This window comes from Synechococcus sp. MU1655, from assembly GCF_023630655.1.
Classification (GTDB): Bacteria; Cyanobacteriota; Cyanobacteriia; order PCC-6307; family Cyanobiaceae; genus Synechococcus_C.
Window position 1 is genome coordinate 1 of the sequence record NZ_JAKUHK010000035.1, and the last position, 12,364, is coordinate 12,364.

The 12,364-nt window shown below is 57.5% G+C and carries 10 protein-coding genes and 1 pseudogene; 6 read left to right on the top strand and 5 right to left on the bottom strand.

Going from position 1 to position 12,364, the window contains the following annotated elements; translation table 11 throughout:
• The first annotated feature begins 53 nt into the window (after positions 1–53).
• Complete coding sequence (locus NCN04_RS03125; RefSeq protein WP_250395156.1) at positions 54–998, top strand: methyltransferase domain-containing protein; 945 nt, start codon at positions 54–56, stop codon at positions 996–998.
• 30 nt (positions 999–1,028) lie between these two features.
• On the opposite strand, the gene pheA is transcribed toward NCN04_RS03125, so the two are convergent.
• The gene (gene pheA, locus NCN04_RS03130; protein WP_048348456.1) at positions 1,029–1,868 is read right to left on the bottom strand and encodes a prephenate dehydratase; all 840 of its coding nucleotides are present in this window, start codon (positions 1,866–1,868) and stop codon (positions 1,029–1,031) included.
• A gap of 31 nt (positions 1,869–1,899) precedes the next feature.
• On the opposite strand from pheA, the gene NCN04_RS03135 reads away from it, so the two are divergent.
• Positions 1,900–2,475, top strand: coding sequence for a DUF1997 domain-containing protein (locus tag NCN04_RS03135; protein ID WP_048347866.1), 576 nt, complete (start codon positions 1,900–1,902; stop codon positions 2,473–2,475).
• On the opposite strand, the gene NCN04_RS03140 is transcribed toward NCN04_RS03135, so the two are convergent.
• The 3 genes from NCN04_RS03140 to NCN04_RS03150 all read right to left on the bottom strand — a co-directional run bounded on the left by NCN04_RS03140 (position 2,458) and on the right by NCN04_RS03150 (position 7,922).
• Positions 2,458–3,063: a ribonuclease HII gene (locus NCN04_RS03140; protein WP_250395157.1), complete on the bottom strand. Its 606-nt coding sequence runs from the start codon at positions 3,061–3,063 to the stop codon at positions 2,458–2,460. The genes NCN04_RS03135 and NCN04_RS03140 overlap by 18 nt on opposite strands.
• 6 nt (positions 3,064–3,069) lie before the next feature.
• Complete coding sequence (locus tag NCN04_RS03145) at positions 3,070–5,076, bottom strand: Rne/Rng family ribonuclease (RefSeq protein ID WP_250395158.1); 2,007 nt, start codon at positions 5,074–5,076, stop codon at positions 3,070–3,072.
• Between the two features lie 260 nt (positions 5,077–5,336).
• Positions 5,337–7,922: a TIGR03960 family B12-binding radical SAM protein gene (locus NCN04_RS03150; RefSeq protein WP_250395163.1), complete on the bottom strand. Its 2,586-nt coding sequence runs from the start codon at positions 7,920–7,922 to the stop codon at positions 5,337–5,339.
• A 165-nt stretch (positions 7,923–8,087) separates the two neighbouring features.
• Here NCN04_RS03150 and NCN04_RS03155 point away from each other — a divergent pair, with 165 nt between their 5' ends.
• The 3 genes from NCN04_RS03155 to NCN04_RS03165 are packed head-to-tail and all read left to right on the top strand — an operon-like array spanning position 8,088 to position 10,482.
• On the top strand, positions 8,088–9,314 hold the full coding sequence (locus NCN04_RS03155; protein WP_250395159.1) for an LL-diaminopimelate aminotransferase: 1,227 nt from the start codon (positions 8,088–8,090) through the stop codon (positions 9,312–9,314).
• Between the two features lie 41 nt (positions 9,315–9,355).
• Positions 9,356–9,667 carry an ATP-dependent Clp protease adapter ClpS gene (clpS, locus tag NCN04_RS03160; protein WP_250395160.1) on the top strand — a complete coding sequence of 104 codons (312 nt, stop codon included), beginning with the start codon at positions 9,356–9,358 and terminating at the stop codon, positions 9,665–9,667.
• Positions 9,667–10,482: a CPBP family intramembrane glutamic endopeptidase gene (locus tag NCN04_RS03165; RefSeq protein WP_250395161.1), complete on the top strand. Its 816-nt coding sequence runs from the start codon at positions 9,667–9,669 to the stop codon at positions 10,480–10,482. The genes clpS and NCN04_RS03165 overlap by 1 nt, the downstream gene beginning before the upstream one ends.
• A 1-nt stretch (position 10,483) precedes the next feature.
• On the opposite strand, the gene NCN04_RS03170 is transcribed toward NCN04_RS03165, so the two are convergent.
• Positions 10,484–12,088, bottom strand: a complete 1,605-nt coding sequence (locus NCN04_RS03170; protein WP_250395162.1) for a photosystem II high light acclimation radical SAM protein — start codon at positions 12,086–12,088, stop codon at positions 10,484–10,486.
• A 163-nt stretch (positions 12,089–12,251) separates the two neighbouring features.
• Here NCN04_RS03170 and NCN04_RS03175 point away from each other — a divergent pair.
• Positions 12,252–12,364, top strand: a pseudogene (locus NCN04_RS03175) (photosystem II q(b) protein); the annotation flags it as partial.

Genomic DNA, 12,364 nt, shown 5'->3' on the forward strand with positions numbered 1-12,364 from the left:
GCTCGCACCGTTTTACGCGACACGCTGTCAAAGACAGATCCGAGCAACGGTTAATGCCTTCAACGACTGTTCTCATCACAACAGCAGCGGGTTTACTGCTTTTATTTGGCATCTACCAACTTTGGAATCGTCGCAATCGCGCTTATCACTCCAGTGAAAGCGTTGCTGCCGCGTACGACGCCTGGACCGAAGACCAATTACTGGAATCCCTTTGGGGTGAGCACGTCCATCTAGGGCACTACGGTTCCCCACCTCAGCCTCGAGATTTCAGGCAGGCCAAAGCCGACTTTGTTCATGAATTGGTCCGCTGGAGTGGCTTCGATCAATTACCGCCAGGATCCCGGGTCTTAGACGTGGGTTGCGGTATCGGAGGAAGCGCCAGGATCCTTTCCCGTGACTACGGTTTGGATGTATTGGGGATCAGCATCAGCCCAGCTCAGGTGAACAGGGCTACCCACCTAACACCCAACACCTTGTCCTGTCGCTTCGCAGTGATGGATGCCCTCAGCCTCCAACTTGAGGATCAAAGCTTTGACGCCGTTTGGACTGTCGAAGCCGGCCCTCATATGCCCGACAAACAGCGGTTTGCCGACGAACTCCTGCGAGTCCTGAAACCTGGCGGTCGTCTGGCCGTTGCCGACTGGAACCGTCGCGATCCTGTTGATGGTGCCCTTGATCGGCGCGAACGCTGGGTGATGCACCAATTACTCACGCAATGGGCGCATCCCGAATTCGCCAGCATCCGAGGCTTTCGCCAGAACCTTGAAAGCAGCCCTCATCGTCGCGGCACGATCAGTACCGATGATTGGACAGACGCCACGTTGCCCTCTTGGAATGAATCGATCCTTGAGGGCATCCGCAGGCCCAATGCGATTCTCCGTCTTGGTCCAAAGGCCGTCCTGCAGGGCCTCCGTGAAACACCAACACTGCTGTTAATGCGCTGGGCTTTTGCACGAGGGATGATGCAGTTTGGAGTGTTTAAAACTGATCACCATTGAGATCACGTTGGTGAGACAACACTGCTGAAATCACTCCAGCACTGAACTTGGATAAGCCCCGAAGTGGAGAAGGTGTTCACACAGCGGCTTGAGGCTGATGGTGAGCCGTTTGAGCAAAGCTGCCGTTTGCTGCCCCGGCAACTCCACATCCACAAAAAACACGTACTCACCAAGCTCACGCTTTGAAGGACGCGATTCAATCCGGCTCATGTTGAGTCCGAGTTGGGCGATCGCTTCCAAAGCCTCAATCAAGGCCCCAGGAGCGTTTTGATGGAGTGAAAAAGCAAGACTGGCAACATCACCCTCGCAACTCACCTCACCGTTCTGAAGCAACAGGAAGCGGGTGCGGTTCCCAGGGACATCATTCACTGGATAGGCCAACTCCTGGAGTCCCTGCTGCCCCGCTAACGAGCGATCAGCAATGGCTGCTCTGAAGTGACTGCCTCGCACCATCCTGGCCGCTTCAGCGGTGGAGCTGGCAGGAAGTTGCACGGCCTGCGGTAGATGACGCGCCAACCAGCCACTGCATTGGGCAAGAGCCTGAGGATGGGATAAGACTTCCGAAATGCCGTCCAGAGACCCGCTACTCAGAAGCGCATGACGAATCGGTAGAACGACAGCGCGACGAATTCTCAAGTTCGAATAAGACCAGAGAGCGTCAAGGATTGCCGTGACCCCACCTTCAACGGAGTTCTCCACAGGCACCACGGCCGATTCGCAGCGACCATCGGCAACATGTTCCACCACAGAACGAAGCCCCAAACAAGCCACCAGCTCTGGTTTCTCGATCGCCTCAAGTCTCATGAGGCTGCGAGCAGCCCGCTCCCCATAGGTCCCCTCCGGCCCGAGAAAAGCCACACGCATCGGCATCGGATCAAGACACACATCGATCGATAGGATCATGCCGCGTCAGGACACGATCATGCCCCTGGCCTTTCGAGCCAGTCAGCATCTCGATCTACCCATCGCAGATGAGTCAGAACGTCTGCGCGCTTATTTGCATGAGCACGACCGCGTTGTCAAAGCATTGCTCGACCCCAGCCAGCTCACAGCCCTGGAACAGGGGCGCTACCGCTACACCGTGACAACGCTGAATGTCTTCCAACTGCATGTAAAGCCAGTGGTGTCGCTAGAAGTTGATGAAGTGAGCGGACGACTGCGTATTCGTGCTCTCGATGCAGACCTGGAGGGATTGGGGCTGGTAGATGACTTTCAACTGAGCCTTGAAGCCTTGCTTGAGGCAACTCCAACGGGACTGCAAGGGGAGGCAATGCTTAGCGTGGAAGTCAGCCAGCCACCCCTGCTACGCCTGATCCCCAAGCGAGTCTTGGAGAACACCGGGGAGTCCATCCTGAATGGAATTCTCCTCACAATCAAAGGCCGAGTCGGTCGTCAGTTGGTTGCTGATTTTGAGTCCTGGGCCAAAGATTGGGATACCACTCCAGCCAGTGAGTCCGCCCTACACGGTGGCGAATAGCTTCCTCAAGAACGAGTGTCGGTGCAGGGGGGTCGGGCCAGAGCTCAGTAGAGCTGCCCGATGTTGAGCGGTTCCATATCCGGCATGTCGTTCAAGTCCATAACCCGGAAAGCGAATGGAAAGCCGCCGAATCAAAGCGTCACGCGCCTCTTTGGCCAACACACTCGCAGCGGCGATCGCAGCCTGGCTGCTGTCCCCGCGCACGATGGTGCGTTGAGAGCCCTCCCACAAACGCAAAGGGAGCACTCCATCCACCAAGACCAGCTCGGGGGCGCTGGGCAAGCGCTGAAGAGCACAGACCATGGCCTGCTCAGTCGCGCTGCGAATGCCGTAGTGATCAATCGCCCGCGCAGAGCTTTGACCCAACCCCCAAGCATGAGCATGAGCCTCAATCAGAGGGACCAGTGCAGCTCGTCGACTCGGTGATAACGCTTTGCTATCGGTGAGACCAGCCGCTTGCAAATGCACTGCGGCTTGATCGCTCAACACAACGGCCGCCGCAAAGACGGGCCCAAACAAGCAGCCACGACCCACTTCATCCACCCCAGCGATACCAAGGCCATCGCTGTTAAGCCTCGGATCTGACACGGCTCTCTAGTCGTTATCAGACGTCGCTGCAGACGAGCGACGACGACGGCGACCAGGCCTTGCTTCCGAGGTGTCAGCAGACTCAGCAGTGACTTCTGGCTCAGAACTAGCGACCGGTTCAGAGATTGAAACGGAGACAGCGTCAGAGACGGAAACAGCTTCAGGCTCGGGTGAGATCACCGGGAGTGGGGTCTCAATCAATGGGGTGATCTCCACAAGCAACGGCTGTGAAGGGTTGTCTGGCTCTAAGGGAGGGGCGACGGTCGTGGGTGCTGAATCATCTCCGCTACCTGACGCAGCGGGACGACCAGGACCAGAGCCTGGGCCACGACCATTTCCCCTCGGGCCACGGCGACGGCGGCGACCCGAGTTAGCCGACATTTGCTGTCGAGCCTGCTCGAGCACCTGCTCTGCGTCTTCGCCTGGACGAACAACGCGCACCATCAAGTTGTCCAGCTCCGGCTGACTATCCAGCAGTAAGGCTGGATTCAGACCAAGCCATCCATAGACCTGCTCTTCATCTTCATCCATAGGAACCGCAACCAATTCAGGGTCCTGACGTCGACTCACGCTTGCAGGCTCAATGGCAGCAGACGTCGATGTGCTTGCAACCTCCCCCTCTTCCAAGGGCGCATCGCTGCTGTCGGGAGAACCAGAAGCCGCCGCAACCTTCCCTCGACCACCGCGACGACGGCGGCCATTCGAGGCCTCGCCAGACGCAGGAACTTCAGCACGGGCTGAAGCTGCGGAACGCACCAGCCCTGTGGCCGTGGCGAGAGGCTCCATCAGATCCTTACCTGGAAGCACTGCAACGTGGCCAAGCCCTCCGCAGCTGGGGCAGGCTCGCCCGAACAGCTCATAAATATTTTGGCCCTGACGCTTACGCGTCAACTCCACAAGACCGAGTTCCGTGAGCTGCGCAATTTGAGGGCGAGCGGAATCATCACGAATCGCGCTGGTGAAATGCTCCAGCAACTGCAACTGATCACGGCGGGAATCCATGTCGATGAAGTCGACGATGATCACCCCACCGATGTTGCGCAGACGCAACTGCCGCGCGATCTCAATGGCCGCCTCACAATTGGTCCAGAGCACCGTTTCCCTGGCATTCGCAGAGCGGGTGAACGACCCAGAGTTGACATCAATCACCGTGAGGGCCTCGGTGGGCTCGATGATCACGTAGCCACCGGAGGGGAGGTCCACCCTTGGCTTGAGGGCATCACGAATGGCCCCATTCACTTTGTAGTGCTCAAGCAACTCAGAGGGCTCGGGATGGGCCTCCACCGCGACGTGACCGCCTTCCTCTCCAAGGAAAGAGCGCACCCGCTCCACACCAGAGGGAGACTCCACCACCACACGCTCCAAATCCAAACCGGTGTGATCGCGAAGAATGCGATGAATAAAGTCCTCATCGCGATTGAGAAGCACCGGTGGGGCAGCCGTCTCAGCAGCTTTTTGAATGGCCTCCCACTGACGTAAAAGCGATTCGAGATCGTCAATCAGCAATTCTTCGCTGATTCCATCGGCTTCGGTACGAATCAACAGTCCCGCACCTGGGGGCTTCACCAACACACCAAGAGCACGCAACCGGTTCCGCTCTCCTTCTGAACCAATGCGCCGGGAGATATTGACCCCCTGACCGCTCGGTTGCAGCACGAGATAACGACCTGGCAGCGCCAGATTGCCTGTCAAGCGAGGTCCTTTGGTGCCCGTGGGCTCCTTCATCACCTGAACCAGCACCTTTTGGCGTGGTTCCAGCAGTTCTGTAATTCCAGCGGCACCTTTTTTAAGGCGCAAAGGGCCTAAGTCAGTGACATGTATGAAGCCATTTTTTTCGCTTTCACCAATGTTGACAAAAGCCGCATCAATCCCTGGGAGAACATTTTCAACGGTGCCCAAATAGACATCACCGATCTGATAACGCCCTTGGGCAACAATTAATTCATCAACGCGCTCATCTGTGAGAACTGCGGCAATGCGCAGTTGCTCAGCGATAACAATTTGTTGGGGCATAAACAATGACTGACGACGCCCGTCAGGATTGGAGCCCGATCAACAGCCAGCCGGCATGTCGCACGGGGTTGGAAGAATTCAAGTGACCGATTTGGTCTAAGTATTCGGAGTGAGTAACTCCTCTGATTTGGAGCTCGACTGCAACGCCTGGGCGTTGTTTGAAACAGGAGGCTCTGGCCTCTTTTTCCGCAGGGTGTGGGAGCAAGAAGGTCGGGACGAAACCGTGGCGCAGGCCCGTGGCTTGACGTCTTGTAGTGAATTTAGCACCGCACAAGCCGTAGTTCGAGGCGACGAACATTGTGAAGATGTAAAGACTGCATCAAGGCTTCAGACAACCAGTGCTTGAGCTGTGCGGGCTTGAGGCTTCGGCCTTGGTGATCGATCTGAGCGAAGAACTCAAGTCTCACCCCCTCTACCGGTTCACCAGTCACCGCTGCTCCCTCAATCGGAGCAACCATCTCAAGCGTCTCCAAAGCAGGTCTGCAATCGCGCTGACGAGGACGTCCTTTTTTATCGGTGTCGTCCCAAACAAGCGTGTCTCGCGCCAACAAATCGTCCACCGCCTGCTTCCACTGATCCAAAGAAAGCGAAGGGTCGCCTGCTTGAGGTTTCAGCTCAAAGCTCCATCGGGCTGCCTCCAATTGCTGCGAGAGGCTCGGACCAGACACTGGCACTTCATAGGCCTCGATCAGCAGAAGGCCTGGAGGGAGGGTCTGTTGCCAACGCTTCAAAACCTGAAGCGCCTCAACCTGTTCAATGAATTCCAAATCCAGCCATTCCCCCTCCCCTTGCACGCCTAACGGCAACGCCAAGGCGAGCTGAAGACGGGGAAGGGGGTGAAAGCCACCGGTGAAACTCACCGGCAATTCAGCGCGTCGAAGCGCACGCTCAAACAAGCGCACCAAATCGAGATGGCTGAGCAGGGCCATCGCGCCCGTTTTGCTGAAGCGAAACCTGATCCGGCACACCCGATCGCTCGGTGGAGCTTGCCTTGGCTTCTGAACAGGGATCTCAGGGGAAGGAATCACCACGTTGTGGCCTAGGTCCGGGCCACAGACCCCACAACTGCTGCATCCCTCAAACGAACAATCCGGAACCACAGCAGCGTCAAGCGCTCGCTTGAGATCTTCTGCCAACCAGCGCTTATCAATCCCGGTATCGATGTGATCCCACGGCAAAGGCTGGGAACAAAACGCATCCAAGCCCTCCTCGCTAAGCGCATTAGCGCGTCCCCAGCCGCCGAGTTCAAGGGCCCGATAGCGGCCCTCAAGGCCTGCCGCTGCAATCGCGCCCGTCCACGCCTCATAGGTGCGGTCGAGGGACTCGAACCATGCATCCATCCCAGCACCCGCCCGCCATGCCGCTTCAATGACAGGCGCCAGGCTTCTGTCTCCGCGACCGACGAAGTCCTCCATCGCCGAAAGCCTCACATCCGTGAAGTTGAAGCGCACACCGCGGAGTCGCTTCCCGGCTTCCCTCAGCAACTGCTGACGCCTTAAAAACTCCACAGTCGAAACGCTGTGCCACTGAAAAGGCGTGTGCGGTTTCGGGGTGAAATTACTGATGGTGATATTGAGATTGAGGCGACCCAAATCGCGGCAGCGATCGAGCAACATCCGACAGGTCTCGGCAATGCCGAGCACATCGGCATCGGTCTCACCCGGCAGCCCGATCATGAAATAGAGCTTCACCTTCCGGTACCCGTTCTGCATTGCCGTGCGGATTCCATCCACAAGGTCTGTATCCGTCAGGCCTTTGTTCACGATGTCTCTCAGCCGTTGGGTGCCGGCTTCCGGAGCAAACGTCAGGCCCGACTGGCGCGAGCCCCCGAGGATATGCGCGATGTCGTCATCGAAACGGTCCACCCGCTGACTGGGCAACTGAAGCGTGACGTTGCGATCGGCAAGACGATTCCGAAGCTCAACCCCCACCGCAGGTAACGCCAGGTAATCGCTGCAGCTCAACGACAGCAATGAAAAGTCGCTGTAGCCCGTTCTCTGCATTCCCGTTTCAATCGCCTCAATCACGGCCTCGGGCTCCACGTCTCTTGCGGGCCTGGTGAGCATTCCCGGTTGGCAAAAACGACAGCCTCGGGTGCAGCCACGCCGAATTTCCACGGTTAATCGGTCATGCACCGTCTCCACATGGGGAACAAGTCCCATCGCGTAATGGGGCATGGGCGTTGCAACACGCCTCAGCAGGCGGGCCGGGAGACCCGGCTCCCGCGGCTCCACGCTGATCCCTTGCTGATCAGGTCCATAGAGGGACGGCACATACACCCCTGGAACAAAAGCCAGATCACGGAGTAAATCCGTTCGGGACAAGCCGGCAGCTTTGGCTTCTGCCACCACCAATCCAATCTCGGGGAGAAGCTCCTCCCCGTCACCTAAAGCAATGAAGTCGAAAAAAGCGGCGTACGGCTCAGGGTTGCTGGTCGCGGTGGGACCACCAGCAAAAATCAAAGGGGGAGACTCAGGGTGAGAGAGGGGCAAGTCACCTCGATCGGCCGCATAGAGGGGCACCTTCGCCAAATCCAACATGGCGAGAATATTGGTCGCACCCAGCTCGTAACTGAGGCTGAAGCCCAGGATGTCGAAGGCTGGGAGCGGCCTCCGGCTCTCCACGGCAAACAAGGCTTGATTCCGCTCTTTCAGCCTCTCGGAGAGATCAGCCGCAGGAAGGTAAGCCCGATCACACAGCTGACCAGGAACAGCGTTGAGAATGGAATAGAGAATGATGTGACCGAGGTTGCTGGAACCCACCTCGTAAATCTCTGGATAGGTGAGAGCCCAGCGCACCCGCGCCGCTTCCCAATCCCGCGGCTCCACCCCCAACTCGTACCCCATGTAGCGGGCGGGGCGGTTGATTGAGGCATCCACAAGCTGATCAAACGCCACGACAGCGTGGGGATCAGGATCCTGTTTCGTGTGGGACGGGGCGACAATCACGACCACCAGGCCCTGCTTCTTTCATCGTATGTAGCAGGATGCCCGCAGCAACCCCAGTCATTCGTGGTCAAGGTCAACGGCAATTACCTGAAACTCAAAGCGGGTTATCTGTTCCCGGAGATTGGCCGCAGGGTGAAGGCCTTCAGTAGCGCCAACCCTGAGGCCCAGCTGATTCGTCTTGGCATCGGAGACGTGACAGAGCCGCTGCCTCTGGCCTGTCGGGACGCCATGAAATCAGCCATCGACGAGATGGGGACAGCAGAAGGATTCCACGGCTACGGACCTGAACAGGGCTATGCCTGGCTTCGCGAAGCGATTGCCCGCGATGACTTCCAAGCCAGGGGCTGTGAGATCAGCGCAGAGGAGATCTTTGTCTCGGATGGCTCCAAATGCGATAGCAGCAATATTCTCGACATCCTTGGGAGCGGCAATCGCATTGCAGTCACCGATCCGGTGTATCCGGTCTATGTCGACAGCAATGTGATGGCTGGCCGCACAGGCGAGGCTGGTGATGACGGTCGTTACGGCGGCCTCACTTACCTGCCGATTAGCGCCGATAACGGGTTTGCAGCGCAGATTCCCAGTGAACCTGTTGACCTGATTTATCTCTGTTATCCCAACAACCCAACCGGTGCTGTCGCCACGAAGGCGCAACTGAAAGCATGGGTGGACTACGCCTGTGCCAACAAGGCCTTAATCCTTTTTGATGCCGCTTATGAAGCCTTCATTCAGGATCCCGAGCTGCCCCACTCCATTTATGAGATCGAGGGCGCTCGCGACTGTGCGATCGAATTCCGCTCCTTTTCCAAAAACGCAGGATTCACAGGCACGCGCTGCGCCTTAACCGTCGTCCCAAAAGGGCTGAAGGGCAAAGCTGACGATGGTTCAGACGTGGAGCTTTGGGGGCTTTGGAACCGTCGTCAGAGCACCAAGTTCAACGGTGTGAGCTACATCATTCAGCGTGGCGCAGAAGCGGTGTACTCCGAAGCAGGGAAACAGGAAGTGAAGGCGCTCGTGAGCTTCTACATGGAGAACGCCTCCATCATCCGGCGCGAGCTCAGCGCTGCAGGCATCGAAGTGCATGGAGGAGAGCACGCCCCTTATGTATGGCTAAAAACACCTTCAGGCATGGACTCCTGGAGCTTTTTCGATCACCTCCTTCAGAAGGCCAACGTGGTGGGAACTCCAGGTAGTGGCTTCGGTGCTGCAGGAGAAGGCTATTTCCGCTTATCCGCTTTCAACAGCCGTCGCAATGTCGACGAAGCCATGGCCCGCATTCGCAACCTTTGACCTGATCACTCCTAGATTGGGATTAATGGGATTCAGTCGCAATGGTGGACACACCCAGCCGTAGCCCCGGTGGGACTGCGGTTCTTGATAAGCAGACCGAGCGGGTGCGCAAGACATCGCCCCGCTACAAGGTTTTGCTTCACAACGACCCTGTCAACAGCATGGAGTACGTCGTTGTCACCCTTCAGCAGGTGGTTCCCCAGCTCAGTGAACAGGATGCAATGGCCGTGATGCTGGAAACCCACAACACGGGGGTCGGTCTCGTGATCGTTTGCGACATTGAACCCGCTGAGTTCTATTGCGAAACCCTGAAGAACAAGGGACTGACCAGCACCATCGAACCAGAAGAGTGATGCAGCCCCCCCCCAGATCGAGGTTGCACTGGTGGGGAACGCTCTTTTATGTACCAGTGCTTTACGGGGTGGGTTGGCTGAGCGCACGACCGCTAGCGGTGCTCTTCCCTCAATGGCGCCCGGACCAGGTAAACCTGGCCGGAGTGGTGGTGGCGCTGCTGCTGCTGCTATTCACCCTCCCCTGGCGCTTGCGCCGGACCTGGGGTGTCGAGCATCCCTGGCAACAACTGGGGATTGTCGTCCCTGCAGCTGCGGGCTTACGCGCCTTCTTTCGCGGACTCCTCAAGGCCGCTGCGCTGCTTTTTGGCGTGGTTGCAGTCCTACTGCTCAGCGGCCTGAGCCAATGGCAGGGTCAAGTTACGGCCGGACAACTTCTCAATGCCATCGCCCTGCTGCTGGGGGCGGGATTCGCTGAGGAGTTGCTCTTTCGTGGTTGGCTCTGGGGTGAATTGGAGCTGCTTGGAGGCCGTCAACGGGCCATTGGATTGCAGGCCGCCATCTTTGCTCTGGTGCATCCCTGGTATCAGTTGCCCGCGATCGAAGCCATCGGTCTGCTGATAGGGCTGGCTCTTTTGGGGCTAGCCCTAGCGCTGCAACGGCGGGCTGATCAAGGTGCGCTCTGGGGGTCGGTTGGACTCCACGGCGGACTCGTCGGGGGCTGGTTTGCCCTGCAAGCCGGCCTGATCAGCGTGCCGGCGGCAGGCCCCGCTTGGCTTTTGGGTCCAGGCGGGAGCAATCCCAACCCAATCGGAGGGCTGCTGGGCTGGGCCGGCCTGGCGGGATTAATCCTGGTACGTCGACGTTGGTGGCGTTGAGCTAGCGGGTCGCCCTCGCCAAGGCCTTGCGGCCTTCAACTGGTGCACGCAGGGCTTGCTCGATTGAAGCTATGCCGTAGTCGCGTTCCAGAAGTTCCATCACCGTTTTGCCAAAACGACTGGGATCGCGATCAAACGCTTCAAGGCAAACCCGACCAAAGGTGCTGCCCATCGGCTCAGGATTCCAGAGGAGTTTGCGTGCCGTCCAAGGCATCATGCTCATCGGGTTGTAGCCAGGCTTGATCAGTCCCTGATCGAAGCCGTACTGCTCAAGATGCGTGTGGGGCTGTAAACCGATAAAGAAGATGGCTGGCTCGACCAGGTCCTCTCCAAAAATCCTCTCTAGTTCACGGTGATACGCCACGGTTTGCCGAATCGTTTCAGGCCTTTCATCAATGACGTTGAAGGAGTAATTCACCGACACATGATCACGGAAGCCCGCCTCGGCCAGCATCCGGCAGCTGTCCAACACAGTGCGCAGGTTGTACCCCATCCGCATCTTGCGCACGAGCTCCTGGGATCCTGAGGTAATCCCGATTTCGAAATAACTCATACCTGTCTCAACCATCAACTGAGCCAACTCAGGATCCAAGTTGTCGGCTCGGATGTAGGCCGCCCAACGGATCCCCGTTAGGCCTTCAGCCTTGATCGCACGCAACAGCTCTTTTGCATCCTCGATGTATTTGCGAGCTGGGATGAACTGAGCATCTGTGAACCAAAAACCACGCACGCCTCGGTCGTAAAGCTGCCGCATCTCAGCAACGACTTCCTGCACAGGATTCACCCGCACCTGCTTGCCTTCCACAACGGTGTAAACGCAATAACAACAGTTATGCGGGCAACCTCGCTTGGTCTGAACACCCACGTAAAAGTCACCACCCTCTAAGTACCAATCCAGCTGTGGCCAGATCGAAGAGATGTAGTTGTAATCACATGCTGTCTTTGGCCTGCTTTCAGGTTGCTCATGGATTAAGCCCGGGCGAGGAGCCTCTCCCACAACAAAACAACGTTCTCCATCTAACGGTTGTTGGGCGAGGAGCTTTTCGAGAAGTGGCTCACCCTCACCGATTGAGATGATCGTGCCCTTGGGCAAGGAGCGGCCCAGCTGTTCATAGAAGACGCTGACTGCGCCACCTCCGAGAACAGCTCGCGCCTCTGGATGATGGCGACGCGCCCTTTTCAAGCCATGGCGCACCAATTTCTGATTGCGATGCAGCTCGCCGTAATGACTGGTCATTAAGCGCAGTCCGCCCAACGCACCTTTGACGCGCTTTAGGGGGTTCCGTGCGTAAAACACTTCAAATGAGTTTTGAAGCGGATTTCCACCCCGGCCATCGACAGGGGCATAAATCTGAATATCTCTCCAAGAAAACACCAGCAGCGTGGGGCGGAACTGATCCACCACGTTGAGCAAAACGCCCTCAACGTCCAAGACAGGCAGGGCGGCCAGATCAAGAATGCGCTGAGGCAAGTCCGGGAAACACTTGTGCAAGTGATCAGCCAGATAAATCGGACCGATCGGGAAAATTGGATTACAGGGCAAGCGCACAAACAGGACCCTTTCGCCTGCTGCGCTTGAAGTCGTTATTGGCGCTGCGTTGCTCATCTGCGGACGCTAACAACTGCATCCGCTGCAACGCCCGGCCCGCGACTTCAGGATTGCTTCATGAACGGGTGGTTACAAACCGCAAACTTGCTTTACAATTGGATCGGCAGGGCGTCCTGCCCTTCCGTAACCGTCTCCTTGCGAGACCTTCTTTTCCGTATTCATGACTACCACCATCCAGCAGCGCTCCGGCGCTAACGGCTGGCAGCAGTTCTGTGAGTGGGTCACCTCCACCAACAACCGTCTTTATGTCGGTTGGTTCGGTGTTCTGATGAT

What these genes read in the sequence shown, in the direction of transcription:
- NCN04_RS03125 (WP_250395156.1), top strand. Translation starts at nt 54, where the DNA reads ATGCCTTCAACGACTGTTCTCATCACAACAGCAGCGGGTTTACTGCTT.
- pheA (WP_048348456.1), bottom strand. Translation starts at nt 1,868, where the DNA reads ATGCCGATGCGTGTGGCTTTTCTCGGGCCGGAGGGGACCTATGGGGAG.
- NCN04_RS03135 (WP_048347866.1), top strand. Translation starts at nt 1,900, where the DNA reads ATGCCGCGTCAGGACACGATCATGCCCCTGGCCTTTCGAGCCAGTCAG.
- NCN04_RS03145 (WP_250395158.1), bottom strand. Translation starts at nt 5,076, where the DNA reads ATGCCCCAACAAATTGTTATCGCTGAGCAACTGCGCATTGCCGCAGTT.
- NCN04_RS03150 (WP_250395163.1), bottom strand. Translation starts at nt 7,922, where the DNA reads ATGGGGTACGAGTTGGGGGTGGAGCCGCGGGATTGGGAAGCGGCGCGG.
- clpS (WP_250395160.1), top strand. Translation starts at nt 9,356, where the DNA reads ATGGTGGACACACCCAGCCGTAGCCCCGGTGGGACTGCGGTTCTTGAT.
- NCN04_RS03165 (WP_250395161.1), top strand. Translation starts at nt 9,667, where the DNA reads ATGCAGCCCCCCCCCAGATCGAGGTTGCACTGGTGGGGAACGCTCTTT.
- NCN04_RS03170 (WP_250395162.1), bottom strand. Translation starts at nt 12,088, where the DNA reads ATGAGCAACGCAGCGCCAATAACGACTTCAAGCGCAGCAGGCGAAAGG.